The organism is Mycobacterium sp. ITM-2016-00317, from assembly GCF_002968295.1.
Classification (GTDB): domain Bacteria; phylum Actinomycetota; class Actinomycetes; order Mycobacteriales; family Mycobacteriaceae; genus Mycobacterium.
Genome location: NZ_CP134399.1, coordinates 1,916,685 through 1,943,252 on the forward strand (window position 1 = coordinate 1,916,685; position 26,568 = coordinate 1,943,252).

Genomic DNA, 26,568 nt, shown 5'->3' on the forward strand with positions numbered 1-26,568 from the left:
GCCACAGGTGAGGAGCACATATGTCCACCAGCGCAGCACCCAACGGCATCGTGGTCGCGGTCGACGGTTCGGCGGAGTCCAGGGTCGCGGTCGACTGGGCCGCCCGCGACGCGGCCATGCGCCGGGTTCCGCTGACGCTCGCGCACGTCCTGCCCGGTGCGGCGATGCAGTCGTGGATCCAGGCCCCCCTGCCGATGTCGTACCTGGAGGACGAGCGGGAGGAGGCGCGGAGAATTTTGGCCGACGCCCGTGCGGTCGCCGAGGCGGCCACCACCGCCGACCCCGTCGAGGTCGACGAGGTGGTGCTGTCCGGACAACCGGTGGCCACGCTCGTCGACCTGGCCAGGGGCGCCGACATGCTGGTGGTGGGCAGTCGCGGCAAGGGCAAGTGGGAACGCAGGCTCCTCGGCTCGGTCAGTACCGGGCTCGTGCAGCACGCCCGTTGTCCCGTTGCGGTGATCCACGACACGGATCCGCTGATTCCGCATCCGGCGCAGGCCCCCGTGGTCGTCGGCGTGGACGGTTCGCCGGCCTCCGAGCGTGCCACCGCGATCGCGTTCGACGAGGCATCGCGCCGCGGGGTCGAGCTGGTCGCCGTGCACACCTGGAGTGACGCGGGGTACGAGCTGCCCGGTTCCGACTGGACGGAGGTGCAACCGGAGGAGGACATGCTGCTGGCCGAGCGGTTGGCCGGATGGCGGGAGCGCTATCCCGACGTCGTCGTGCGTCGGGTGGTGTGCCGGGACCAGCCGGCCCGCCGGCTTCTGGAGGAGGCGGCCAACGCCCAGCTGCTGGTGGTGGGAAGCCACGGCCGCGGCGGCTTCGCCGGCATGCTGCTCGGCTCGGTGGCCTCCCAGGTCGCGCAGTCGGCCCGCGGTCCGGTGATCGTCGCCCGCACCTCGTGAGCGTGCGGCGGTCCCGGTGGTGGCCGGCAGCCGCCGCGCTGTCGGCGGCACTGGTGGTCGGTTTCCGGAGCCGGATACGTCCGTGGATGTACTCCTGGGGTGCGACACCCGAGGAGTCGGTGGCCGGGCTACCGGGCGACGACCTGGTCGCCGGCGGGCCACGCACCACCCGCGCAGTCAGCATCGCGGCGCCACCGGAGGCAGTGTGGCCCTGGCTCGCCCAGATCGGTGAGGACCGCGGTGGCTTCTACAGCTACAGCGCGCTCGAACGGGCTGTCGGCGCCGACATCCACAACGCGTCCGTCATCCACCCGGAATGGCAGTCCCTGCGGGTCGGGGACACGGTCTGGCTGGCCCGCCGCGGCGGTGACCGCGGCAGGCAGGTCGTCGCCGCGCTCGACCCGGGGTCGTCTTTGGTGCTGATGTCGCCCGACGATTACCGGCGCGTCCAACTCGGCGAAAAGGCCTTCGGCAGTTGGTCTTTCCACGTCCTTCCGGAGGGTGCCGGCACCCGGCTGCTGGCGCGCGGCAACGGCGGCTACGCGGGCAACGCACTCTACGACGTCGTGCACTTCGTGATGGAACGCAGGATGCTGCTCGGCATCCTGCGCCGCGCTGAAAGCGCGGCGCGTCCTACCGCGTCAGCTCGGCGTAGCGCGTGACGTGGTGGTCGGTGGACCCGAACTCGTACTGCAGCGCGGTCAGCCGCTTGAAGTAGTGGCCGATCGCCAACTCCTCGGTCATGCCCATGCCGCCGTGCAGCTGCACCGCCTGCTGCCCGACGAACCGGGCCGCCCGGCCGACCGTGGCCTTGGCGGCGGACACCGCGCGGGCGCGGTCGGCCGCGTCGGCGTCGAGCTTGAGGGTCGCCAACAACGCCGCGGCGGCGGCCTGCTCGACCTCCATGTACATGTCCACCATGCGGTGCTGCAGCACCTGGAAGCTACCGATGGGCTGACCGAACTGCTGGCGTTGCTTGCAGTATTCGACGGTGTCGGCCAGCACCTTGCGCATGCATCCCACCGCCTCCGCGCAGATCGCGGCGGCGCCTTCGTCGCGGGCATGGGCGATCGAGGCCCACGCGCGGCCCTCTTCGCCGAGCAGTGCCGCCGAAGGTAGCCGCAGATCGTCGAAGACGATGTCGGCCGCACGCCGGTCGTCGACCGTCCGGTAGCTGTGCATCTCCATACCCGTTGCCGCCGAACCGATGTCGACCAGGAACAGCGAGATGCCGTCAGCATCGGCGCGCTCGCCCGCGGTTCTCGCGGTCACCAGCACGTGGCCGGCCAGCGGGGTGGCGGCCGAGACGATCTTGGCTCCGGACAGCAGCCAGTCGTCACCGTCGCGCCGGGCCGTCGTGCTGACGTCCTGCCAGTGCTCACCGGAGGTCGGTTCGGTGGCCGCGAGCGAGACGACGGCGTCGCCGGCGACGATCTTTTCCACCAGCGCCGTCGCGGTGTCGCCACCGGCGCGGTGCAGCAGGCCGGCCGCCACGACCGCGGTGTCCACGTAGGGCTCGATGACCAGCGCATGCCCGAGGGCCTCGGCGATGAGCATCATCTCCACCGGGCCGCCACCGATTCCGCCGGCCTCCTCCGGTAGCGCCGCGCCCAGGATCCCGAGCTCCTCGGCGAAGGCGCGCCAGATCTCGGGCTGCCAGCCCGAACCGGTCTTGGCCGCGGTGCGGCTCTTCTCGAGGTCGTAGCGGGTGGCCAGGAAGCGGGTGAGGCCGCCGCGCAGCAGTTCTTGTTCGTCGGTCAATGTGAAGTCCATTTACAGCCCCAATGCAGCCTTGGCGAGGATGTTGCGCTGAATTTCGTTGCTGCCGGCATAGATCGAGCCGGCCCGGTCGTTGAAGTACCGCAGCGGTGCCACGGCCTGCCATGGTTCGCCGCTGACGTAATCGCCTGCCGGCGGCTCGAATTCGGCGATCGGTCCGCCGGGGCAGGTGGCGTGCGGTTGATAGGCCCGGCCGCGCGGGCCTGCGGCCTCCATCGCGAGCTCGGTGATCGCCTGGCTCAGCTCGGTGCTGAGCACCTTGAGCATCGAGGACTTCGCGCCCGGGTTGCCGCCTGCGGCGACCACGGCGAGCACCTGGTACTCCAGGATCTCCAGCACCTCGGTGCGGATGCCGACCTCGGCGAGCTTGCGCGCGAAGGCCGGGTCGTCGATCAGCCGGCCACCGGATGGACCGGGTTGTTCGACCGCAGCGGTGCTGATCTCCTCGACCATCACCTGCAGCGCCGGCGCGGTGGCGCCGCCGCCGCGCTCGAACTCCAGCAGGTACTTGGCCACCGTCCAGCCGTCGTCGATCTCACCGATGACGTTGCCCTTGGGCACGCGTACCTCGTCGAAGAACACCTGATTCTGCACCTCTTCGCCGGAGGTCATCACCAGCGGTCTGATCTCGACGCCGGGCGTGGACATGTCGATCAGCACGAAGGTGATCCCGCGCTGTTTCTTGTCCGAGCGGGTGGTGCGCACCAGCGCGAACATCCAGTTGGCTTCCCGGGCATGCGTGGTCCAGATCTTGCTGCCTGTGCAGACCAGATCGTCGCCGTCGTCGCGTGCGGCCATCGACAACGCGGCCAGGTCCGAACCTGCCTCCGGCTCCGAATAGCCCTGGCAGAAGAAGACCTCGCCGGTGAGGATGCGCGGCAAGAAGTAGTTCTTTTGCTCGTCGGTACCGAACTTGATGATCGCGTGGGCGACCATCCGAATACCCATCGGTGACAGCGACGGGGCGCCGGCGAGCGTCGATTCGCGGCTGAAGATGTAGTGCTGGATCAGGCTCCAGTCGCATCCGCCGTGCGCGACGGGCCATGCCGGTGCGGCCCAACCGCGCTCGTGCAGGATCTGCTGCCACTGCATGCTCGCGTCGTGATCGGCATACACGCTGGTCATCAGGCGTCCAGCCCGGCGTAACTCGGGGGTGAGCTTCTCGTCGAGGAAGGCCCGCACCTCGTCACGGAATGCCAGGTCGGCTGCCGACCATTGGAGGTCCATCGCTGTCTCCTTTCCGCTGAGCGCTAGAGACACAGTAAACCTAGTTAGTTAAGTGGGGGGCACGTGGGGTGTCCTGGCGTGTTCTCGCCGCCTTTTGTGCCCCAGCTCACCTGCGGCGCCGGGCCGCAGGAGGTCGAACCCGCCGACCTCCGAACCCCGCAATGTGGGCTTTTGTTCGTTGCCACTGTTCATGATGGCAAATCCCCTCCAAGCCCATCACGGCCGTGGCGACCCCGGCCAACGGATCGGTTTGGCGTCCATATTGTCGATGCCATAGCCTTTCAGCGGGTCGACCTTCTCTCGGCCACGGCAAATAAGAGGCGAATAACCTTGTTCTGTGAGCCCGAATGGGACGACGAAGTCGACGTGGTGGTCACCGGCACCGGTTCGGCCGGCTTGGCGACGGCCATTTCGGCGGTGGAACACGACGGTGAGGTCTTTCTCGCCGAGGTCGCCGGAGCGGACCGGTCCGACGGACTTTCCGGGCTCCGCCGGTATTTCGCCGTCGACGCCGAGGACGACAGCGGCGACGGCGAGGACGAGGACGACCGCGACGAGGCGACCAGTAAGTACTTCTGGGCGCTGACCGAGGACCTCGACCTCACCACGCTGGCCCAGCGTGATCCCGACCTGCCGGTACGTCTGATGCCCGAGACCGCACCGGTCCGCGGACGCAGGGTGCCGCCGTTCGAGGGATGGCGCTTGCGGGAGTGGGCGGCGGTCTGCATCCCATCACCGACGGGTTACCTCTACACGCAGGTCACCGACTGGACCTCGACCTCGACGTGTACCGAGAACGGGGAACAGTTCGAGATCACCGAACTCGGCGTGATGTCGCCGGACCCCGCCGATCCCGCCGGTTCGGTGCACCGGTGGCTGGCCGAGGAAGCCGACGACCGGGGCCTGTCGCCGAGCCCGGTCCAGCGGCTGGAGAGACTGGAGTTCGACGAGGGACGGGTGATCGGAGCGGTCTTCGCTACCGACGACGGTCCGCTGGCCGTCCGGGCCCGCCACGGCGTGCTCATCTGCGGTGACGACGTCACCGGGCGGGGTGCACCCTGGCCCGCACTGGCAAACGGCACGCGGTTGCGGGTCGCCCTGGTGGGCAAGGATGCGAGCCGATTCGGGCGGTTGGAGCTGCTGACGTCGGATCCCGCGGTGGTGGCCGCGATCCCGCCCTATTCGGCGACGACGGTCACGACTTCGCGAAGCTGACCGGAATCCGTCCCTTGGCCAGCAACTCCTCCATCGCGGCGCCGGGGATGGGGCGGGACAGCAGGAATCCCTGCGCCCGGTGACAGCCGTGCCGGAGCAGCGTCAACGCCGCCGCCTCGGTCTCGACGCCCTCGGCCACCAGCTCCAGACCGAACGCCTCGGCCAGCGCGATGATCGCCCGGACGATCGCCAGATCGCCCGGGTCGGAACCGAGTTCGCGGACGAAGCTCTTGTCGATCTTGAGGGTGTCCACGGGCAGTGACTTCAGATGGGACAGCGCGCTGTACCCGGTGCCGAAGTCGTCGATGGCGATGCGCACGCCGGCCTCCTGGAGGCCGTGGAGGGTGACGCGGGTGGTCTCGATGTCCTGCACGACGACGCTCTCGGTGATCTCCAGGCAGATCGAGCCCTTCTCGAGTCCGAACTCCTCGACGATCACCGCGACCGCGTCGACGAAGCCGTCGGTGACCAGCTGCACCGGGGAGACGTTGATGCGCATCACCGCGTCGGTGCCGATGCCCCGTGAGCGCCAGGCGGCGAAATCTGCGCATGCCGCACGCATCACCCAGCGGCCCAATTCGCCTGCCAGGTTGATGGATTCGGCGACACCGATGAACGACTCGGGAGACAGCAGTCCACGCGTCGGGTGCTGCCAGCGGACCAGGGCTTCGCATGCCAGGATCTCGCCCGTTCGCATGTCGACTTCGGGGAGGTAGTGCAGTAGCAGGGCGCCGTTCTCGATGACACTCTGCAGATGCAGCTCGATGTCGTTGTCGAACTCGTTCTGCAACGACATGTCGTCGGTGAAGGTGACGATCTTGTTGCCGCCGGAACTCTTCGCGCTCAGCACGGCCTGGTCGGCGCGGCGGAGCAGATCCGAGGTGGTGTCGCGACCCGGAATGCCTTGGGCCACACCGATGCTGACCGTGCGGGTGAGCAACTCTCCGTCGATGGAGACGCGTTCGCACAGCGTCGCCCGCAGGCGGTGCGCGAGCGCTTCGGCCTCCTCGACGGCCATCGGTTCGGCGGGGACCAGGACGAACTCGTCACCGCCGAGACGTGCGATCAGATTGGGGCAGTCCGCACCCCGGCGCAGCCTCTCGGCCAGCACCCGGATGAACCAGTCGCCCGCGGTGTGCCCGAGGTAGTCGTTGATCGCCTTGAGGCGGTCGAGGTCGAAGAACAGCGCCGACACCGGCCCGGGTTCCCCGGCCGCCAGCCGCTCGTCGAGATGGGCCAACAGGGCCCGGCGGTTGCACAGCCCGGTCAGGTCGTCGTGCTCGGCCAGATAGCGCAGTTGTTCCTCGGCCTGCACCCGGGCCTGTACCTGGGCGAACAACGACGCGATCGCTTCGAGGCCGTTGAGTTCCTCGGCGGTCCACTCCCGGTCGCCGAACTTGATGAACCCGAGCACACCGGTGGTGAGTTCCCCGGAGACCAGGGGAGCGGCCGCCATCGAGGTGGCCGGCACGGCCCGGGTCTCCTCGATGCGCTTCTGGTAGTCGTCGGTGGCTCGGGGCGGAACACCATCGGCTTCTTGCCGTGCTCGGAGTGCGCGAAGACAGGATCGGCGTCGGCGAAGTACACCAGCGCGAGCGGGTCCGGGTCGGGCACACCCGGTCGCACGGGCCATTCGGTGACCAGTCGGGACGCGCGGATCTTGTGGTCGTTGTAGCGCAGGAAGCTGACGTCGACGCCCAGATAGGCGACGAGTTCGGCCAGTACCCGCTGGCTCACCTCGACCGAGGTCGCGGCGTTGGCCGCCATCAACTTGGTGGCCACCGAGGTGACCACCAGGTCGAGACTGCGGAGCGTGTCGCTTTCAGGCATCGTGAAGTCAGAATACGGGGGCGTCAGCAAAAGTGACGGGACGCCGTCTACTGCGCACCGAGGCCGGTGGTGCGACGGTGAGTCGCAGGATCAGCGCGATCACCTCGCCCGGTTCCTCGGCCGTCAGGTCCCGGAACCGTGATTGCAGATCGCCGAGCTGCGGCGCGAAACGCGGTGAGAGCTCTTCGAGTTCGTCGCGGCCATGGGCGTAGAGGAAGACGGGGGAGATCGGCTGCACCGCCAGCCCGTGCTGCTGCGCGGCGATCCACACGGCCTCGGTTGCCGAACCGCCCCTTGCGTAACCGGTCAGCGAAGGATCGTCGGTCATCACCATCGCAAGCGCGGAACAGCCGGCGATGCGGGCACGGGTGTCGGCGCCCAGCACCGCCCCAGCGTCCCAGGCGTTGAGCAGCGCCATGACATCGGGCCAGGCGCAGGATGTCGAGCGTGCCGAGTTCGGCGGCGCCCAGCTCCAGGCTGCGCACGTCGATGCCGAAATCGGGCAAATCGTCTCCCGCCCAGCGCAGCTCCGAGGCCATGTCCGCGTGCAGACGCGGCGTCAGATAGCGAATGCGGTCGGTCTCGGCCAACAGCGCGGAGATCCCGGTCAGCACGTCCCGGTCACCGACCAGTTTGAGCCGGGCACCCTCCCGTTGCGCCGCCGCCCGCAGTGCGTCCGCCACCGGCGCGTCCACCGCCGAGGGCGTGCCGTGTCGGCGGTTGGTCTCCCGGGTGGACAGCGCCGGATACAGCGCGGCCAGTTCGTCGTCGGCGCCCTCGGTGAGTTCGATCACAGTGGTCAGCGGTGCGTGCCCGTCGCCCTCCCGGAAGGTCACCGCACCGAGCATCTGGTGGGCGGCCGCGGCGACCCGGGCGTTGAACGCCGCGGCCCCGACGGCCACCGCGCTGCCGCGCAGCCCGACGTCGATCGTGGACTGGTAGTGCGGGTCCAGTCGGATCGTGACGGCATTGCGGGCCGTCTCGATGCGCCAGGGCTGCACATTGCCGCCCGACGGCGCCTGGTTGGCGGCCAGGGCCACCGCGTGCACCGCGTCCCGGACATCGGAGCCGTCCCCCGGCGAAGCCGGTTCCCACTGCGGCGGAGCCGGTTCCCACCGGGGCGGCGACGGCAGGTGCAACGGGTCGGTGAGCCCGTCCAGCGCCGCCGCCGTGTCGATCCGCACCCGCCCCGACGAAAGTGGTTCGCCGAGGCCGATTCTGCGAATCGCCTCGGCGACCGCCGCGGCGCCGACGAGCACGTCGCCGACCAGTTGCGGCCACGTCGACAGGCTCTGTCCCACCTCGACGAGGGACGCGGCACCGCGCGCGGACAGGTTCGCCCCGTCGACCAGGCGCAACACGTACGGGATCTTCTCCCGGCTGTCCAGACCGGCGAGCATCGCGGCGTCGACGTCGCCGAGCAGTCCGTGGAAGATCGGCCTGTCCGGTTGGAGGTCGAATCTCTCGATGTCGATCAGGCCGCGGTCACTGGTGGCCATCAGCACCGGCTGCCGGCGTCGCCGCGCCTCTTCGCGGACGAGCGCTTTGACGTCGAGCGAGTCACATTCCTCGACCACCACGTCGAGACCGTCGAGGAACCCGGCGATCGTGTCCGGGGTCAGGCCTGAATCCACCACGTGCACAGTGATGTACGGGTCGACCTCGGCGATCCTGCGGGCGGCGATGTGCGCCTTGTTCTCGCCGATGTCGAACACCGATGCCGGAACACGGTTGAGATTCGACAATTCCAGTTCGTCGAAGTCGGCGAGGCGCAGCTCGCCGCACATCCCCTGCATCGCCAACGTGTGGGCCACCGCGTGCCCGACGCTGAGGCCGACCACCCCGATGCGCAACGTGCCGAGTCTCTCCTGTTCCTGCGCGGTGATCAGGTTGCGGTTGCGGTCCGAGCGCACCCGCGCGTAGCCGCGTGGACCGAGGATGCCGACGACGGTGCGCCGCCACGGGTAGTACGCCCAGCGCCGCGGCTCGTCGGTCAACTCGGGTGGCGGTGCCGGCAGTAGCCCGGCCAGCGTCTTGGCCTGTTCGGCGCTGTGGTCGACGAAGGTGACGGCCGGGTCCTCGCGCAGGGAGCGCAGGGTTTCCCGGTAGGCCGGATCGGCGGGATCGAGGACGGTAGCGCCGGCGGCGTCATCTGGATAGGCACGAGAGTGCTCGAAGCTCACAGGGCATTATCGCGCAGCTCGTCAATTTGCCCGGCAACGACTCGCGAGCGTTCCATCGCCATGATCTCGCTGAAGATCTTCGACACCTGGGCGGGCTCGGCGTGCTGGATGAACGCCCGGCGGTCCCACCACATCATCTTGGTGCGGTAGCGCGGGTCCGGGTACGGGGTGGCCGGAATGGCCGCGACCACGCCGCCGGAGGACCGCCACTTGTCGAGCACGTGCGGCGCCGAGGTGGCCATGCAGAACTGCACGTCCATCGCCGCCATCGCATGGAAACCGCTACGCGCCAGCGCGCGGGTCACCCCCTTGGTGCGGCTCGGATCGTCGGTCACGAATGCCGACTTCATCTCGAGGATGCCGAACGGCGCGCGGTCGTCGATCATCTTGCGCACCGCGGCCAGCCCCGGCTGGCCGTCCCACTCGACGACCGCGTGCGAGTCGTCGGCACCGGTGAGCGGGCCCTTGGCGCGGACGCCGCCGATCACCTGTCCTGCCGCGTCGAGTGCCGCCCAGAACAGCGCGGTGTCGTGGCCGTCGCTGATCTCGTCGACGTCGAGAGCCATCTCGACCCCGTGCTTGCGGTAACTGCGTTCGGCGCCTCTGAGATACTGCATCCACAGGTCGGGATCGAGATCCGGCTGCGACATCACCAATGTGCATTCCGCATCGGCGTCCCACCAGCTGTGGTTACTCGCGAGTTCGAAATCGTGGGCACGCAGGGATTCGATCGAAGCAATTGACACAGTCATTCCTTTCGAGGGTGTTGGCAACTCAGAAAAGCGATGACACCGGCTGCCAACTATCTGATCCGGTGCCACTCGTTATATGGCGACACTAAGTATGTCGCTGCCGGTCACTCCATTTCTAGCTAGGCGGCAAATATTTTCTCCTTTTCGATTTATGGACATCAAAACCCGTGATTACGGATAGCCGTGACGGTCGGTTGGCAACAGAAATTCGGGCGCTCTCGACTGCCGTCACCGTGACAATTCCAAGCTGCTGAACACCTGGCGACGTGCAAACTGTTCAATCTGCGTGGCAGTCAGTTTCCGGTGGCGCTGCAGCTAACTGTCGAACGCGGGCCGCCGCGGGCGGTGGTGCGCAATCCCGGTAAGTTACCGGCCGATGACACCGGGTTGGCGAGAATATGACATTGCAAACGCAAATTATTTGCTGACGGAACAATGTGCAATGGGTCGCGCCACCTCGTGGGGGGCCCGGACTCGGTCGTGGGTATCGGTCGGTCCGAGATGTGCCGGTGCCGTTGTGGCACTGTGAATGCTGCAAACTCGCATGCGGCGCAACCGCTTGTCGTTGCCGCCGGCGCCCGGGTCAAAGGAGACAACGTTGAAGAAGTTCAAGGATCTCGCCGAGTTCGTCGCTGCCGAGGGCACCCAGCTCGGCCCAACCGAATGGCTGGAGATCACCCAGGACCGGGTCAACTTGTTCGCTGACGCCACCGACGACCACCAGTGGATCCACGTCGATCCCGAGCGGGCCGCCACCGGCCCCTTCGGCGGCACGATCGCCCACGGGCTGCTGACGCTCTCGCTACTGCCGCACTTCACCCATCAGCTCTACTCGGTCGACAACGTCGCGATGGCCATCAACTACGGCTACAACAAGGTCCGTTTCATCACGCCGGTCCGGGTCGGGGCGAAGCTGCGCGCCCGTGCGGAGATCACCGCGGTCAACCAGCTCGACAACGCGGTGCAGGCCACTGTCAGCACGACGGTGGAGATCGAGGGTGCGGACAAGCCCGCCGCGGTCGCCGAGTCGATCGTGCGATTCATCGGCTGACAGCCGGGGGTCCACGTCGCCGACGGGTGTCAGGAACCATTGACGTTCGTCAAAAACGTTCCTAGATTGCCAGGTGGCGTGAGGAGCGACGTGGACCAGACACACCCCAGGGTTGCGGTGATCGGTGCCGGGATCAGCGGATTGACCGCAGGCAAGATGCTCAAGGACTACGGGGTCGACTACACGACGTTCGAGGCCAGTGACCGCATCGGCGGCAATTGGGCGTTCGGAAATCCGAACGGCCGCAGCAGCGCCTACCGGTCACTGCACATCGACACCTCCAAGGACCGGTTGTCCTTCAAGGACTTCCCGATGCCCGGGCACTATCCGTCGTTCCCGCACCACACCCAGGTGAAGGCGTATCTGGATGCCTACGCGGAGGCGTTCGGGCTGCTCGAGAACATCGAGTTCGGCAACGGGGTGGTGCACGCAGCGCCGGACGGGGACGGTGGCTGGCGGATTCGGGACCAGGCCGGGGCCGAGCGCAGTTTCGACCTGCTGGTGGTCGCCAACGGCCATCACTGGGATCCGCGCCTGGCCGAGTTTCCCGGCTCGTTCGCCGGCGAGACGATCCACTCGCACTCCTACATCGACCCCGGTACGCCGCTGGAGCTCACCGGCAAGCGGATCCTGGTGGTCGGCATCGGCAACAGTGCCGCCGACATCACCGTCGAGTTGTCGTCGAGAGCGCTGCGCAACGAGGTGACGCTGTCCACCCGGTCCTCGGCGTGGATCGTGCCCAAGTACATCGCCGGACGCCCGGGGGACACGTTCTGGCGCACCTCGCCCCATCTGCCGTTGTCGTGGCAGCGCAAGGCCGTCCAGTTGGTGGCCCCGATGCTGGGCACCGACCCGACGATGTACGGGTTGCCCCCAGCCGACCACAAGTTGTTCGAGGCCCATCCGACGCAGTCGGTGGAACTGCCGTTGCGGCTCGGCTCGGGCGACGTGACCCCGAAGCCCAACGTCGCCCGCCTCGACGGCCACACGGTCCATTTCGTCGACGGCACGTGTGCCGACTTCGACGTCATCATCTACGCGACCGGCTACAACATCACGTTTCCGTTCTTCGATCCCGAGTTCGTCAGTGCGCCCGACAACGCCATCCGGCTCTACAAGCGGATGTTCAAGCCGGGCATCGACAACCTCGTGTTCATGGGGTTCGCCCAGGCGGTGCCCACACTTTTCCCGTTCGTCGAGTGTCAGGCCCGGCTGCTGGCGGCCTACGCGGTCGGGCGCTATGCGCTGCCGCCCGTGCACGAGATGGAGCAGACCATCGACGCCGATCAACAGTTGCACGCGGGCCACTGCACCGACCGGCCGCGGCACACCCAGCAGGTCGACTACTTCGTCTACGAACACGATCTGCTCAAGCGGGAGATCCCGGCGGGCATGAAACGCGCGCAGCGCGGTGCGGCGGTGGCCCGGTGACGCGATCCGAGATCAGCTTCCGCAGCGGGGCCGACGCGTGCAGTGCATGGCACTTCCCGGCCGGTGGCGACCTGCGACCGGTGATCGTGATGGCGCACGGGTTCGGCGGCACGAAGGACTCCGGGCTCGAACCGTTCGCCCGGCACTTCGCCGCGGCGGGCATCGACGTGCTCGCGTTCGACTACCGCGGCTTCGGTGCATCGGGAGGCTTTCCCCGCCAATCTCTTTCGATCGCGAGGCAGATCGACGACTACCACGCGGCCGTCGAGGCGGCCAAGACCCTCGACGGGGTGGACCCCGCCCGCATCGCGCTGTGGGGGGCGTCGTTCTCCGGCGGACACGTGATCCGGGTGGCCGCCGAACGCGACGACATCGGCGCGGTCATCGCGTTGACGCCGCTGACGAGCGGCCTGGCGGTCAGCCGCGCCGCCGCGTCGTCCCGGGATCTCGTGACATCGCTGCGCTGGACCCTCACCGGGGTCAAGAGCCGACTGGCCGTGCGACGGGGCGGTGCGCCCACCCTGATGCCGCTGGTGTCCCCGGTCGGCGAGCCCGGCGCGCTGGCCCTCGACGGCGCGTACGACAGTTACACCGCAATGGCCGGCCCGACATGGCGCAACGAGATCGACTGTGCCGTCGGCCTCGAGGTGGTCGGGGTGCGCACCACGGCGGCGGCCAAGAAGCTGCGCACTCCGCTGCTGGTGCAGATCGCCCACTTCGACCGGTACGTCCCGGCATCGGCGGTCGCCGCGACGGCCGAAGCCGGCCGGGCGCAGGTGCACCACTACCCGTGCGACCACTTCGACGTCTGGCCCGGCAGCGACTGGTTCGACAAGACCGTCAGCGACCAGGCCGCATTCCTGGCCAGGACGTTCTCAGTAGTGCGTGGAGCCCTGGTCGACTGAGATCGCGCTCGCGGTGACGAATTTCGACTCGTCGCCGGCCAGCCAGCACACCGCGTCGGCGATGTCCTCCGGCTCGACCGCCCAGGTCGGCAGGAACGGCGTCATCATGTTCGACAGCTGGGGATTGGTCTCCATCGCCTTGCCGAGTGCGGAGACCATGTCCCCGGTGCCCATGTCGGTGAGCACCGGGCCCGGGTGCACGCTGTTGACCCGGATCGAGTGCTTGCCCAGTTCGGCGGCGAACGCGCGGGCCATCCCGGTCACCGCGTGCTTGCTGGCGGTGTAGTGGATCATGAACGGCTGCAACTTGATCCCGGCCGCCGAGCTGATAAGGATGATCGATCCGCCCCGGCCGCCGTCGATGATCTTCTGCGCGCCGGCCATCACGGTGTTCCAGGTGCCGGTCACGTTGACGTCCATCACGTCGCGGAAGTCGTCGGCACTGATCTGGTCCCACGCCTGCGGTGCGGTCACGCCCGCGTTGGCCACGATCACGTCCAGCCGGCCCAGTTCGGCGACGCCCTTGTCGACGGCGGCCCGCAGGGCTTCGCCGTCGCGGGTGTCGACCGCGGTCGCCAGGATGCGCCGCCCGGTGGCCTCGACGAGGTCGACGGTCTCGGCCAGATCCTCGGGGGTCGCGTGATCGTAAGGGACGCAGGGCGGTAACGGTCCGGCGATGTCGACGGCGATGATGTCGGCGCCCTCTCGGGCCATCCGCACGGCATGCGCGCGGCCCTGCCCGCGGGCCGCGCCGGTGATGAACGCGACGCGTCCCTCCAGTCTGCCGCTCATCGGGTGGTCGCCTTCTGTGCCGCTTTCACGAGTCCGCCGCCGAGGATCAGCCGCTGGATCTCGCTGGTGCCCTCGTAGAGCCGCAGCAGCCGCACGTCGCGGTAGATCCGCTCGACGGGCACGTCGCGCATGTAGCCGCTGCCGCCGTGGATCTGCACCGCGAGATCGGCGACCTTGCCTGCCATCTCGGTGCAGAACAGCTTGGCAGCCGACGGTGCGAGCCTGCGGTCCTGGCCGGTGACCCACAGCCGTGCCGTGTCGCGCACCAGCGCGCGGCCGGCCATCACGCCGGTCTGCTGGTCGGCGAGCATCGCCTGCACCAGCTGGAATTCGCCGATCGCGGTGCCGCCCTGGGTCGCGGTCGCGGCGTAGGCCACGGACTCGTCGAGCGCCCGCTGCGCCGTGCCCACCGCCAGTGCGGCGATGTGCACCCGACCGCGTGCCAGCGACGTCATCGCCGCGCGGTAGCCGATGTCCTCACTGCCGCCGACCAGCGCGGTGTTCGGCACCCGCACGTCGGTGAAGCTGACGTCGGCGGTCCAGGCGCCTTCCTGGCCCATCTTCTTGTCCTTGGCGCCGACCGTCACGCCCGGCGTGTCGGCGGGCACCAGGAAGACCGCGATCCCGGCGCCCTTGTCGTCGGCCTGCTCCTGGCGAACGTGACGAACAGGTCGGCATTCGGGGCGTTGGTGATGAATCGCTTCTCGCCGTTGATGATCCAGTCATCGCCGGAGCGCGCGGCCTTGGTGCGCAGGCCCGACGGGTTGGAGCCGGCGCCCGGCTCGGTGAGCGCGAACGACGCGACGACCTCACCTGAGGCGATCCGTTCCAGCCACGTCGCCTTCTGCTCATCGGTGCCGTACCCCACCAGGACCTGGCCTGCGATGCCGTTGTTGGTCCCGAACATCGACCGCAGGGCCAGCGAGGTGTAGCCGAGTTCCATGGCGAGCTCGACGTCCTGGCTCAGGTCCAGCCCCAGACCGCCCCACTCCTGGGGAATCGCATAGCCGAACAGTCCCATGGATTTCGCGGTGTCGCGCAGGTCGTCGGGCACCCGGTCCTCGGTGAGGATCTCCTGCTCGCGCGGTACCACCGCGGTGCGGACGAACTGGCGCGTCTGCGCCAGGATCTGCTGGAAGTCCTCGTCGCCGACTTCGGATGTGGTCATCGTCAGATGCTCCTGGAAGGGGTTCGCGGCGGGGCCGCACGAAGCGTGGGGGCCCGATCGGCCAATATCGTATATGAAATATGATGCGCTGAATGATCCGGTCGGATCTCCCTACGTGCATGAGGACGGGTGAACAGGTGTCGTTGCTGACAGGTCAAATCGCGGTGATCACCGGCGGGGCGCAGGGGCTGGGTTTCGCCATCGCGCAACGGTTCGTCGACCAGGGCGCGCGAGTCGTGCTCGGCGACGTGAACATCGACGCCACCCGGGCCGCCGCCGACAAACTCGGCGGCCAGGACGTGGCCCGCGCCGTCCGTTGTGACGTCACCGATTCGGCCGAGGTGGACGCGCTGGTCGCGGCCGCGGTCGACGGCTTCGGCGCGCTCGACATCATGGTCAACAACGCGGGCATCACGCGCGACGCGACGATGCGCAAGATGACCGAGGATCAGTTCGACCAGGTGATCGCCGTTCACCTGAAGGGCACCTGGAACGGCCTGCGGGCCGCCGCCGCGGTGATGCGGGAGCAGAAGAGCGGCGCGATCGTGAACATGTCGTCGATCTCGGGCAAGGTCGGCATGGTCGGCCAGACCAACTACTCGGCGGCCAAGGCCGGCATCGTCGGCATGACCAAGGCCGCGTCCAAGGAGCTCGCCTACCTCGGGGTGCGGGTCAACGCGATCCAGCCGGGGCTCATCCGCTCGGCAATGACCGAGGCCATGCCGCAACGCATCTGGGACTCGAAGGTGGCCGAGGTGCCGCTGGGCCGCGCGGGCGAGCCGGAAGAGGTCGCCGACGTGGCGCTGTTCCTGGCCTCGAAGCTGTCGTCGTACATGACCGGCACCGTCCTGGAGGTCACGGGCGGACGGCATCTGTGATGCGTGAGGTCGTCATCTGTGAACCCGTGCGCACCCCGATCGGGCGCTACAACGGGATGTTCAAGTCACTGACCGCCGTCGAGCTCGGGGCGGCGGCGCTGCAGGGCCTGCTCGCACGCACCGAGGTGGCGCCCGAGGCCGTCGAGGACGTGATCGTCGGGCACTGCTACCCGAGCATGGAGGCACCGGCGATCGGGCGGGTCATCGCGCTGGACGCGGGCCTGCCGGTCACGGTGCCCGGCATGCAGATCGACCGCCGCTGCGGCTCCGGGCTGCAGGCCGTGATCCAGGCGGTGATGCAGGTGGCAAGCGGCAACAACGATCTCGTGGTGGCCGGCGGTGCCGAGTCGATGAGCAACGTGGTGTTCCACTCGACCGATATGCGGTGGGGCGGCGCCAGGGGCGGCGTCACGGTGCACGATGCGCTGGCGCGCGGGCGCACCACCGCAGGCGGTAAGAACTACCCGGTGCCGGGAGGCATGCTGGAGACCGCCGAAAACCTGCGTCGCGAGTACGGGATTCCCCGCGAAGAGCAGGACGAACTCGCCGTGCAGTCGCACCGGCGGGCCGTCACCGCGCAGAAGGACGGACTGCTGGCCGAGACGATCATCCCGGTGACGGTCACCAGCCGGTCCGGTGACGAGGTGATCGACACCGACGAGCATCCGCGCGCCGACACCTCGGTGGAGTCGCTGGCCAAGCTCAAACCCGTTCTCGCCAAGTCGGATCCGGAAGCCACGGTGACGGCCGGGAACTCCAGCGGCCAGAACGACGCCGCGTCGATGTGCCTGGTCACCACGCGCGAGAAGGCCGCCGCGCTCGGACTGCGGCCGCTGGTGCGGATGGTGTCGTGGGGCGTCGCAGGCGTCGCCCCCCAGGTGATGGGCATCGGGCCCGTGCCTGCCACCGAGGCCGCGCTGGCGAAGGCCGGCCTCACCCTGGCCGAGATGGACCTGATCGAGCTCAACGAGGCGTTCGCCGCCCAGGCGCTGGCCTGCATGCGGGAATGGAAGTTCACCGCGGCCGACCTGGAGCGGACGAACGTGCACGGATCGGGAATCTCACTGGGACACCCGGTGGGCGCCACCGGCGGCCGGATGCTGGCGACGCTGGCACGGGAGCTGGACCGCCGGGACGGCCGCTACGGCCTGGAGACGATGTGCATCGGTGGCGGCCAGGGACTGGCCGCCGTCTTCGAAAGGGTGGCGCAATGACCAAACTCGCCCAGACACTCGGGCTGACCGAGTTCCAGACCGAGATCGTCTCGACGGTGCGGCAATTCGTCGACAAGGAAGTCATCCCCACCGCACAGGAACTCGAGCACTCCGACACCTACCCGCAGGCGATCGTCGACGCCATGCGCGACATGGGCCTGTTCGGCCTGATGATCCCCGAGGAGTACGGCGGGCTGGGGGAGTCGCTGCTGACCTACGCGCTGTGCGTGGAGGAACTGGCGCGCGGCTGGATGAGCGTGTCGGGGGTGATCAACACCCACTTCATCGTCGCGTACATGATCCGCCAGCACGGCACGGACGCGCAGAAGAGTTACCACCTGCCGAAGATGGCCACCGGCGAGACCCGCGGCGCGTTCTCGATGTCCGAGCCCGAACTCGGCAGTGACGTCGCGGCGATCCGCACCAGGGCCAAGGACAACGGCGACGGCACCTACACCATCGACGGACAGAAGATGTGGCTGACCAACGGCGGCAGTTCCACCCTGGTCGCCACGCTGGTGCGCACCGACGAGGGCGCCGACAAGCCGCACCGCAACCTGACCGCGTTCCTGATCGAGAAGCCAACGGGCTTCGGTGAAGTCGTGCCCGGGCTGACCATCCCCGGCAAGCTCGACAAGCTGGGCTACAAGGGCATCGACACCACCGAGCTGATCTTCGACGGGTACCGCGCCCAGGCGACCGACATTCTCGGTGAGGCGCCCGGTCAGGGGTTCTTCCAGATGATGGACGGCGTCGAGGTCGGCCGGGTCAACGTCTCTGCGCGTGCCTGCGGCGTCGGCATCCGGGCGTTCGAGTTGGCGGTGCGCTACGCCCAGCAGCGCAGCACGTTCGGCAAGCCCATCGCCGAGCACCAGGCCATCGCGTTTCAGCTGGCCGAGATGGCGACCAAAGTCGAGGCCGCCCACCTGATGATGGTCAACGCCGCACGCCTCAAGGACTCCGGCGAGCGCAACGACGTGGCCGCGGGCATGGCGAAGTACTTCGCCAGCGAGGTGTGTGCCGAGGTGACCCAGCAGAGCTTCCGCATCCACGGCGGCTACGGCTATTCCAAGGAGTACGAGATCGAGCGCCTGATGCGCGATGCGCCGTTCCTGCTGATCGGCGAGGGCACCAGCGAGATCCAGAAGAACATCATCAGTAAGCGGCTGCTGGCCGACTACCGGGTCTGACCAGTGAGCATCCCCGAGTTCGCGGCCCGGCCACAGCTGGCCGAGGATGTGGCGCGGTTCGTGCGGCGGCGCATCTTCGAAGGCACCTATCCGGCGGGCAGCTACATCCGGCTCGAACAGCTGGCCGCCGAACTGGGTATCAGCGTCACCCCGGTGCGGGAGGCGCTGTTCGGGTTGCGTGCCGAGGGTCTGCTGGCCCAGCAGCCGCGCCGGGGATTCGTCGTGCTGCCGATCACCAAGCGTGACATCGCCGACGTCGCCGATGTGCAGGCGCACATCGGCGGCGTCTTGGCCAGCCGCGCCGCCGAACTCATCACCGACGAACAGCTCGCGGAGCTCGAGCGGGTGCAGGGCCAGCTCGAAGCGGCGTACCACGCCGACGACCACGAAGCCGCGGTACGCCTCAACCACGCCTTCCACCGCGGGGTGAACGTCGCGGCCGGCTCACCGAAGCTCGCACAGCTGATGGGCCAGATCACCCGGTTCGCCCTGGAATCGGTCTATCCCACCGTGGAAGGCTGGCCCGAGCATTCGATGCGCGACCACCGGGTGCTTCTCGACGCGTTGCGCAAGCGCGACGGTGACGCCGCCCGCGATGCGATGTCGGAGCACCTGTGCGCCGCTGCCGGACCCCTGATCGACCATCTTGCCGGTCGGGGCGTGATCGGATGATCCGCGAGCAGACACAAATTCGCACGCTTTTGCGCTGAACCGTGCGAGTTTGTGTCTGCTCGCGACAGAGGGAGGTACGGCATGGGGGTCCTCGACGGGGTGCGCGTGCTCGACTACGGCCGGTTCATCGCCGCGCCGTGGTGCTCGGCGCTGCTGGCCGACATGGGCGCCGATGTCGTGCGCGTCGAGAAGCGCGAGGGCGGTGAGGACCGCTGGGTCCAGTCGGTGACCGACAGCGGCGAGGGCGGGACCTTCCTGCAGTGCAACCGCAACAAACGGTCGCTGACGCTGGACACCTCGACCGCCGAAGGCAGAGACGTCAGCCGCAGGCTCGTCGAGCGCGCCGACATCGTGGTCGCGAACATGCCCGCAGCGGGCATGCGGGCCAACGGTCTGGACTACGAGACGCTGCGGGCGATCAAACCGGACATCATCCTGGCCAGCGCGACGGCTTTCGGCGAGGGCGGCCCGTACAGCGACCGGATCGGTTTCGACGGCGCGGGGCAGGTGATGTCGGGTGCGGTGTCCCGCCAGGGTCTGCCCGAGCAGCCGATCCGAACCATGGTGCCGTACGCGGATTTCGGCACTGCGCTGACGCTGACCATCGGGGTGATGATGGCGCTGTATCACCGCGAGCGGACCGGTCAGGGTCAGCACGTCGAAGGCGCGTTGTTGCCGACGGCGATGATGCTGTCCAATGCGTTCCTGATCGAGCGTGACCTGCTGGGCGTCGACAAACCGCGCATGGGTAACCAGGGCGCGTCGGTGGCGCCGTGCGATCTGTACCGCACCAGCGACGACGACTGGGTGCTGTTGCAGGTCGCCGGACAGCCGATGTTCAAACGGTGGTGCCGCCTGGTCGGGCGCCCGGACCTGTTCGACGATCCGCGCTTCGCCGACGACGATTCGCGCTGGAAACACGGCGACGAACTCAACGGCATCATGGCCGCCTGGTGTGCCGAGCGGACCAAGGCGGATGCGCTCGTTGAACTGGAGGCCGCGAAACTTCCTGCGGCGCCGATGCTTTCCACGCAGGAGGTGCTCGACGATCCGCACGTTCAGGCCATGGGTTACCTCCAGCGGGTGCCGTTTCCCGGCGCGGCCAAGGACGTCCCGATCATCGAGACGCCGTTCCGCATGTCCGCCACGCCCGGGGAGATCCGGCGCCGGGCACCGCTGCTCGGAGAGCACACCGACGCCGTGCTGGCCGAGGCGGGCTACGGCGAAGCCGATGTCGCCGGGCTACGGGACCGCGGGATCGTCTGACCCTGCCGCATCGGTGAGTCGGGCCCGCAGTGCGGCGACGTCCACCTTTCCGGTCGCGCCGCGGGGGATCTCCGCGGCGTCGCCGACGACCAGCCAGACCGTGGGAATCTTGAAGCTGCTCAACAGCGTCCGCACCGTCGACCGCAGCTCTGCGGTCCCGACGGCACCGGCGATCATCGCACCCACCTGCGGTCCCCGGCGGCCGTGGACGTCGGTGACGGCGACAGCCTGCACGCCGCTGATGGTGCGGAGGGCGTCCTCGACCTCGCCGGGATAGACCGTGGCGCCGCTGACCTTGAACATGTCGTCGGATCTGCCGTGGTAGAACAGGAACCCGTCGTCGTCGAGGTGTCCCAGATCGCCGGTGGGGTAGAACTGGTCGGCGGTGAACACCTCGTGGCGCGTCCGGCCCAGGATGCCGCGCAGCACGTGCGGTCCGCGAATCTGGATCTCCCCGACCTCGCCGGACGTCACCGGTGCGCCCGTGTCCGGGTCGGTGATGCGCACCTCCATGCCCGGGAACGGTTTTCCGCAGCTGCCCCACGCCGAGCGCGGCATGTCGGTGTCCGCGGCGAACCCGCAGTACGGCCCGAACGACTCGGTCATACCGAACAGGTTGGCGCGGGCGCCTTTCGGGCTGCGCAGGTGTTCGGGCAGCAGCGCCTCCAGGCTTCCGGGCCGCAGCGCCGACAAGTCGGCGCCCACCGAGTCCAGCCGGGCGGCCAGTGCCTCGGCCTGACTGGGCCATCCGCGGAACAACGTGACCCGCTCGCGCTCCACCAGCCGCAGCGTCGACTCGGGCGTCGGGATCGGTTCGGTCACCAGCGTGGCGCCGCTGACCAGCGCCGTCAGTGCACCGGCGCCGAACCCGCCGACCCAGAACAGCGGCATGGGCAGATAGAGCCGGGACTCGGCGGTGACGCACCGCGCGGCCAGCCCGGAGCGAACGGCGCCCAGCGCGCTGCCGTGGCTGTGCAGCACGCCTTTCGGTGCGCCGCGGCTGCCGGAGGTGAACATGATCACCAGGTCCGCACCGGGCCGCACATCGGCGGTCACCGCGTCCACGACGGCGTCGCCGACCGCGGCGCCGGGCAGAGACAGCGCCTGTTCGGCCGTCCACACGCTGCGCAGCGCGGGGAGCTCGGCCCGGAGCGCATCCACGGTCTGCCGGTAGCGGTGACCGCGGAACTCGTCGACGGCGATCAGGTGCTGCACGGACGCGGTACGCAGCTGTGCCAGCAGCTCGCGCGGCGCCAGGAGTGTGCTCAGTGGCACCAGCACGGCGCCGATACGGGTGGCTGCGAACGCGAGCCGGATCCAGTCGACCCCGTTGGGCATCAGCAACCCGACCCGGGCGCCCCGGTGCACCCCGGCCTGCAGCAGGCCCGCCGCGACAGCGCGGGTGGACAGCTCGAGGTCGCCGAACGTCACGCGGCTGCCGGGGTCGACGACCGCGAGGGCGTGCCGGCGGAGCAGTGCCTGCCGGCGCAGCGCGGCATCGACCGTGTCAGTCATCGAAGAACGCCTTCAACGCAGGCAGGTCGGGCTTCCCGCTGGACATCAGCGGGACTTGCTCCCGGCGGCAGACCTTGAACCGGCGCGGGATCTTGTAGGCCGAGAGTTCCTGACGCAGCGCCGAGCGCACCGCGTCGAGGTCCAGGTCCGGGATTGTGGCGAAAGCCATCAGCGCGGCGACGATTTCGCCGCGGCGCGGATCGGGCAACCCGACGACGTGCACGGCGCCAGGGCAGCCCGCCGCGGCCAGGACACGGGTGAGCGCGGCTTCGACCTCACCGGGGGTGACGTTGGCGCCTGCGGTCTTGATCATCGCGCCCGCCCTGGCGACGAAGTACACGAACCCGTCGTCGTCGGTGCGGACCAGATCACCGGTGCGGAACCAGCCGTCGGCGTCGAAACAGTCCTCGCGGCTGCGCCCGTGGCAGTGCGTCATCAGATGCGCGCCGCGCAACCACAGTTCGCCGAGCCGGCCGACCTCGACCGCGGTGGCGGTGTCGGAGTCGACGACGCGGGTCTCGAAGCCCTGTGCGGGTCGGCCGAAGGAACCGCGGCGATGCTCGGGCTGATCGGTTTCGTCGCCGCTGAGCAGGACCACGCTGCCGGCCTCGGTCATGCCGAGCATGCCATGGCGCAACGCCGGATCGGCCGGTCGGGTGTGGGCGGCCATGATCGGGTAGAGGTTGCCCCGTGTCGCGGTGAACATGCGTCGCGGGTAGCTCGGATGCTCGGCGAGACGCGCCACCGCCGCGGTGAAACCATTGGTGACTGTCGGCTTCTCGGCGTCGATCAGGTCGAGGGTGGCCCCGGCGTCCTCGGCGTTCGAGCAGACCAGCGTGGCCCCGGCGACCAGCGTCGCCAGCAGTCCGAATGCGAAGCCGCCGATCCAGAAGAACGGCGAGTTGCAGAACAGCACGTCGCCCGCGTGCAGTCCCCGGACGGCGTTGAGGTTGCGCTGGTGCGCCACCAACCCGCCGTGGGTGTGGACTGCGCCCTTGGGTGGGCCGGTGGATCCGGAGGTGTAGACGATCGCCAGCCGGTCGTCGGCGTGGACGTCGTCCTCGAGCTGGCGGAGCCGGCGCTGATCGGTGCCCGGCGCCGGATGGTTCGTGCCGATGATCACGTGCCGGAGGACGGGTGCGGTGGTGACGAACAACGGCGCGGTGTGGGCGAGGTCCGGCCCGGTGACCTCCAGTGCGGCGGCGATCCGTGCGCCATAGTCATGGTCGCGGAAGCACCTGGCGGTCAACAGGATCGACACCTCGGCGGCGCGGAGTTGGGCGCGCAGTTCGGCCGTGCTGACGAACGTCGAGAACGGGACGACCACCGCCCCGATCCGGGCTGCGGCCAGCATGGCCACCACGAACTCGCTGCCGTTGGGGTACAGCACGCCGACGTGGGTGCCCTTGCCCGCGCCGAGGTCGACCAGGCGGCGAGCCAGATGCGCCGAACGGATATCGGCCCCGGCATAGGTGATTCGGTCTTCGTCGCAGACCAGGAGCGGCTTGTCGCCGCGGTGGCGCTGCGCGCGCAGCACGTCGACGACGGTGGGCGCGGTCATACCCGCGCGAAGAGTGACCGGACCGCGGGCAGGTCGGGCTTTCCGGAGGGTGTGCGCGGGAGCTCGGCGACGATCACGATCTCGGTGGGGATCTCGTAGCGCGCCAGCCGGGAACCGAGGAACTCGGTGAGCCCGGCGGGATCGCCGCCGGCGCCTTCGCGTAGTTCCACCACCGCGACCGGTGTCTCCCCGAGGCGCGGATCCGGCGTGCCGATCACGGCGGCACCGGCCACCGCCGGGTGGCTCTCCAGCGCGGCCCGCACGTCGTCGGGCAGCACCTTGAACCCCCCTCGGATGATCGCCTGATCCGCGCGGCCCAGGATCCACAGGAATCCGTCGGCGTCGATGCGGGCCAGGTCGGTGGTGCGGATCCACTCTGCGTCGGGACCGAGCTGGGACGGCTTGACCTCCAGCAGACCGGGCTGGTCGGGCCGCAACGGCTGCCCCGCGTCGTCGACCACCCGCAGTTGCGCGCCGGGGTTGGCGCGGCCCACGCTGCCCCGCTTCGCATGCCAGTGCTCACGGTGGTCGGCCAGCGTCCAGCCGGCCACCCCGCCGCCGAATTCCGTCGCGGCGTAGGAGGTCAGCACCGGGACGCCGAACTTCTCGGTGAACGCGTCGGCGTCATCGGCCGACAGCGGCGCCGTCCCCGACGTCACCGCCAGGACACCTGCGAGGTCGTCGCGGGTCAGGTCGGAGTGCAGCACCGTGCGCAGCGCGGCGGGCACCAGCGACACCGCGCGCGGCCGGTGCTCGCGCACCGCGCGGGCCCACTTGTCGAGATCGAAACGGCGCAGCAGCACGAACCGTCGTGCCTCGGCGACGCACAACAGGATGCGGTACACACCGCCCACGTGCACCAGCGGCGAGTTGACGATCGCCACCCCGCGGCGCAACTCCGTCGGGGGAGCGGACTTCTCCGGGTCGTCGCCGATCACGCTGCGCGCGAGCATGTCGTAGGTCAGGTCGACCCGTTTGGGTGGTCCGGTGGTGCCGCTGGTCAGCATCCACACCGCCACACCCGGCCGACCGGCATCGGCGCCGGCCGGGCCGGGGGTGATCACCGGCGCCGTGTCCAGATCGCCGATTGCCACCGTGGTCGCGGTGGTCTGCCCGGCCAGCGTGTCGAGGTCCTCGGGCAGCCCTACGAGCACCGGCAACCGCAGCGCGGCGAGGTCCGCGCGGGTGCGGTCGTCGCCGCGAGCCGGGTTGATGACCACGACGGTGCCGCCGGCGGCCAGCACGCCGAGCAGCGCGGCGACATGGGCGGGCTCATTGCGCAGCATGATGCCGACCCGGCCGGTGCCTCCGGCCGCGCCGACCCGCCGCGCGAGCGTCGCCAGCTGTGCCCAGGTGAACCACTCACCTTCGAACTGCAGTGCGGGCGCGGCGGGGTCGAGGTCGAAGACGTCCGAGATGCGTTGTGAGAGTGCGCCCGCCATCACCGGATCCGGGGCGGGGTCTTCGGGATGGGGCGCTGGGCCAGTTCGTCCTTGGCTATCGGGTTGCCGAGCCGGGTGTAGATCAGGCCCTGGTCCATGGCGGCCCGGTAGGGCTTGTCGAGCGATTCCCAGATGGCTTTGACCGTGCCCTGGGTGGCCGTGGGGGGTTTGTCGGCGATGGTCGCGGCGATCTCGCGGGCCCGGTCCCACAGCTCGGCCTCGGCGACCACTTCGGTGACCAGGCCGATCCGCAGCGCGGTCTGGGCGCTTACCCGTTCGTCGTTACCCATCAACGCCATTCGCAGGGTGTCACCCAGACCGACACGGCGCATCAACCCGACCGGCTCGAGGGCCGACACCAGTCCCGCGCTGACATGGGAGTCGAAGAACGTCGCGCCCTGCGCGCAGATCACGATGTCGGCCTCGTTGACGAAGTACAGCGCCCCGGCGGTGCACATCCCCTGAACGGCGCACACCACGGGCTTCCACATCTTCTGCCACTTCGGGCTGAGCAGTTCGCCGGGATCTTCGTGGTTCCACACGATGTCAGGTTGGCCGTAGCGCGATTTCACGTCCAGGCCCGCGCTGAAGGCCCGTTCACCGGCGGCGCGCAGCACGACGGCGTTGATATCCTCGTCGGCTTTGATGATCTGCCAGACCGTGCGCATCTCCTCGCACATGGTGCGGTTGAAGGAGTTCAGCGCCTCGGGCCGGTTCAGGGTGACCGTGGCGACGCGGCTGTCGTGGTCCAGGTCGAGCAGGACGGTGTCGAACATCATCGGCATTGCCAGTCCGGGGTGCGCTTCTCGACGAACGCGCGCGGGCCTTCCTGGGCGTCCTCGGTGCGCACCACCCGCTCGCGGAACGTCTCGGCGAGGATCTCGCCCTCCAGCAGGGGCAGATCCAGGGTCTTGTGAATGGCCAGTCGGGTGCCGCGCACCGCCAGCGGGGCGTTGGAGTTCACGATGTCGGCGATCTCGTGCGCGCGTGCGAGCAGGTTGTCGTGCGGAACCACCTCGGTGATCATGCCGAGTTCGTAGGCGCGTTCGGCGCTCATCCGTTCGTGCTTGCCGGTCAAGGCCATCCGCAGCGCCACCGACCGGGGCAGCACCCGCGCCAGCCGCACCATCTCGCGGGCGGCGACCAGACCGATGCTGACGTGCGGGTCGAAGAAGGTGGCCTTGTCGGAGGCGATCACGATGTCGCCGGTGGTCACCCAGTCCAGCCCGGCGCCGCAACAGATTCCGTTGATCGCGGCGAGCACGGGCTTGGCCATCCTGCGGAATGGCGGGGTGCCTTCCTGGGGCGCCTCCCACTGGTCGTAGGTGGACAGGTAGGGCCGTTCGTAGAGGACCCTGCCGTCGTCGGGAATCTCCTTGACGTCGGCGCCGGTGCAGAATGCCCGCCCGGTGCCGGTGACGATCATCAGCCAGATGTCGTCGTCGCTCTCGGCTTCGTCGTAGGCGGCGCGCAGCTCGGTGATCATGTGCGGCGACAGCGCGTTCAGCGCCTCGGGCCGGTTCAGGGTGATGGTGGCCTTGTGGCCGTCGACCTCGTAGCCGATCGTGTCGTAGCTGGAAGAGCTCACGTGC

20 protein-coding genes and 3 pseudogenes are annotated in these 26,568 nt (G+C 68.9%); 11 read left to right on the forward strand and 12 right to left on the reverse strand.

Annotation, left to right across the window (positions count from 1 at the left end):
- Positions 1–20: 20 nt before the first annotated feature.
- Together C6A87_RS09120 and C6A87_RS09125 are read left to right on the forward strand one after the other, a co-directional pair.
- Positions 21–905: a universal stress protein gene (locus C6A87_RS09120; protein ID WP_311116937.1), complete on the forward strand. Its 885-nt coding sequence runs from the start codon at positions 21–23 to the stop codon at positions 903–905.
- Complete coding sequence (locus C6A87_RS09125; protein WP_311116938.1) at positions 902–1,567, forward strand: hypothetical protein; 666 nt, start codon at positions 902–904, stop codon at positions 1,565–1,567. Before C6A87_RS09120 ends, C6A87_RS09125 begins: the two co-directional genes overlap by 4 nt.
- Here the strand turns inward: C6A87_RS09125 and C6A87_RS09130 are convergent.
- Together C6A87_RS09130 and C6A87_RS09135 are read right to left on the reverse strand one after the other, a co-directional pair.
- Positions 1,539–2,678: an acyl-CoA dehydrogenase family protein gene (locus C6A87_RS09130; RefSeq protein ID WP_311116939.1), complete on the reverse strand. Its 1,140-nt coding sequence runs from the start codon at positions 2,676–2,678 to the stop codon at positions 1,539–1,541. The two genes, C6A87_RS09125 and C6A87_RS09130, sit on opposite strands and share 29 nt — an antisense overlap.
- Positions 2,679–3,911, reverse strand: a complete 1,233-nt coding sequence (locus tag C6A87_RS09135; RefSeq protein WP_311116940.1) for an acyl-CoA dehydrogenase family protein — start codon at positions 3,909–3,911, stop codon at positions 2,679–2,681.
- 330 nt (positions 3,912–4,241) lie between these two features.
- Between C6A87_RS09135 and C6A87_RS09140 the strand changes: the two genes are divergently transcribed.
- On the forward strand, positions 4,242–5,126 hold the full coding sequence (locus C6A87_RS09140) for a hypothetical protein (RefSeq protein WP_311116941.1): 885 nt from the start codon (positions 4,242–4,244) through the stop codon (positions 5,124–5,126).
- Here the strand turns inward: C6A87_RS09140 and C6A87_RS09145 are convergent.
- From C6A87_RS09145 to C6A87_RS09155, 3 genes and pseudogenes are all read right to left on the reverse strand, one after another.
- A pseudogene (locus C6A87_RS09145) lies at positions 5,107–6,956 on the reverse strand (putative bifunctional diguanylate cyclase/phosphodiesterase). The gene C6A87_RS09140 and the pseudogene C6A87_RS09145 sit on opposite strands and share 20 nt — an antisense overlap.
- A 7-nt stretch (positions 6,957–6,963) precedes the next feature.
- Positions 6,964–9,139: pseudogene (locus tag C6A87_RS09150) on the reverse strand (Rv1355c family protein).
- On the reverse strand, positions 9,136–9,885 hold the full coding sequence (locus C6A87_RS09155; RefSeq protein WP_311116943.1) for a hypothetical protein: 750 nt from the start codon (positions 9,883–9,885) through the stop codon (positions 9,136–9,138). The pseudogene C6A87_RS09150 and the gene C6A87_RS09155 overlap by 4 nt, the downstream one beginning before the upstream one ends.
- Positions 9,886–10,489: 604 nt before the next feature.
- Between C6A87_RS09155 and C6A87_RS09160 the strand changes: the two genes are divergently transcribed.
- From C6A87_RS09160 to C6A87_RS09170, 3 genes are all read left to right on the forward strand, one after another.
- Positions 10,490–10,942 (forward strand): MaoC family dehydratase, encoded by a 453-nt coding sequence (locus C6A87_RS09160; RefSeq protein ID WP_311116944.1) that lies wholly within the window; start codon positions 10,490–10,492, stop codon positions 10,940–10,942.
- A gap of 90 nt (positions 10,943–11,032) precedes the next feature.
- On the forward strand, positions 11,033–12,373 hold the full coding sequence (locus C6A87_RS09165) for an NAD(P)-binding domain-containing protein (protein ID WP_311116945.1): 1,341 nt from the start codon (positions 11,033–11,035) through the stop codon (positions 12,371–12,373).
- A complete protein-coding gene (locus tag C6A87_RS09170; protein ID WP_311116946.1) occupies positions 12,370–13,278 on the forward strand; it encodes an alpha/beta fold hydrolase in 909 nt (302 codons plus the stop codon). The genes C6A87_RS09165 and C6A87_RS09170 overlap by 4 nt, the downstream gene beginning before the upstream one ends.
- Here C6A87_RS09170 and C6A87_RS09175 read toward each other — a convergent pair.
- Positions 13,249–14,070, reverse strand: coding sequence for a mycofactocin-coupled SDR family oxidoreductase (locus C6A87_RS09175; RefSeq protein WP_311116947.1), 822 nt, complete (start codon positions 14,068–14,070; stop codon positions 13,249–13,251). The genes C6A87_RS09170 and C6A87_RS09175 overlap by 30 nt on opposite strands.
- A pseudogene (locus C6A87_RS09180) lies at positions 14,067–15,238 on the reverse strand (acyl-CoA dehydrogenase family protein). The gene C6A87_RS09175 and the pseudogene C6A87_RS09180 overlap by 4 nt, the downstream one beginning before the upstream one ends.
- A gap of 119 nt (positions 15,239–15,357) precedes the next feature.
- Between C6A87_RS09180 and fabG the strand changes: the two are divergent.
- The 5 genes from fabG to C6A87_RS09205 all read left to right on the forward strand — a co-directional run bounded on the left by fabG (position 15,358) and on the right by C6A87_RS09205 (position 20,458).
- Positions 15,358–16,116: a 3-oxoacyl-ACP reductase FabG gene (gene fabG / locus C6A87_RS09185; protein ID WP_311116948.1), complete on the forward strand. Its 759-nt coding sequence runs from the start codon at positions 15,358–15,360 to the stop codon at positions 16,114–16,116.
- Positions 16,116–17,330 (forward strand): acetyl-CoA C-acetyltransferase, encoded by a 1,215-nt coding sequence (locus C6A87_RS09190; protein WP_311116949.1) that lies wholly within the window; start codon positions 16,116–16,118, stop codon positions 17,328–17,330. Before fabG ends, C6A87_RS09190 begins: the two co-directional genes overlap by 1 nt.
- On the forward strand, positions 17,327–18,520 hold the full coding sequence (locus tag C6A87_RS09195; protein ID WP_311116950.1) for an acyl-CoA dehydrogenase family protein: 1,194 nt from the start codon (positions 17,327–17,329) through the stop codon (positions 18,518–18,520). The genes C6A87_RS09190 and C6A87_RS09195 overlap by 4 nt, the downstream gene beginning before the upstream one ends.
- Positions 18,521–18,523: 3 nt before the next feature.
- On the forward strand, positions 18,524–19,192 hold the full coding sequence (locus C6A87_RS09200) for a GntR family transcriptional regulator (protein WP_311116951.1): 669 nt from the start codon (positions 18,524–18,526) through the stop codon (positions 19,190–19,192).
- An 81-nt stretch (positions 19,193–19,273) separates the two neighbouring features.
- Positions 19,274–20,458: a CoA transferase gene (locus C6A87_RS09205; RefSeq protein ID WP_311116952.1), complete on the forward strand. Its 1,185-nt coding sequence runs from the start codon at positions 19,274–19,276 to the stop codon at positions 20,456–20,458.
- Here the strand turns inward: C6A87_RS09205 and C6A87_RS09210 are convergent.
- The 5 genes from C6A87_RS09210 to C6A87_RS09230 are packed head-to-tail and all read right to left on the reverse strand — an operon-like array spanning position 20,435 to position 26,564.
- The gene (locus C6A87_RS09210) at positions 20,435–21,973 is read right to left on the reverse strand and encodes a class I adenylate-forming enzyme family protein (RefSeq protein ID WP_311116953.1); all 1,539 of its coding nucleotides are present in this window, start codon (positions 21,971–21,973) and stop codon (positions 20,435–20,437) included. The two genes, C6A87_RS09205 and C6A87_RS09210, sit on opposite strands and share 24 nt — an antisense overlap.
- Complete coding sequence (locus tag C6A87_RS09215; protein ID WP_311116954.1) at positions 21,966–23,534, reverse strand: class I adenylate-forming enzyme family protein; 1,569 nt, start codon at positions 23,532–23,534, stop codon at positions 21,966–21,968. Before C6A87_RS09215 ends, C6A87_RS09210 begins: the two co-directional genes overlap by 8 nt.
- The gene (locus tag C6A87_RS09220; RefSeq protein ID WP_311116955.1) at positions 23,531–24,976 is read right to left on the reverse strand and encodes an AMP-binding protein; all 1,446 of its coding nucleotides are present in this window, start codon (positions 24,974–24,976) and stop codon (positions 23,531–23,533) included. Before C6A87_RS09220 ends, C6A87_RS09215 begins: the two co-directional genes overlap by 4 nt.
- Positions 24,976–25,755, reverse strand: a complete 780-nt coding sequence (locus C6A87_RS09225) for an enoyl-CoA hydratase/isomerase family protein (RefSeq protein WP_311116956.1) — start codon at positions 25,753–25,755, stop codon at positions 24,976–24,978. The genes C6A87_RS09220 and C6A87_RS09225 overlap by 1 nt, the downstream gene beginning before the upstream one ends.
- Positions 25,752–26,564, reverse strand: a complete 813-nt coding sequence (locus tag C6A87_RS09230) for an enoyl-CoA hydratase/isomerase family protein (protein WP_311116957.1) — start codon at positions 26,562–26,564, stop codon at positions 25,752–25,754. Before C6A87_RS09230 ends, C6A87_RS09225 begins: the two co-directional genes overlap by 4 nt.
- Positions 26,565–26,568 lie beyond the last annotated feature (4 nt).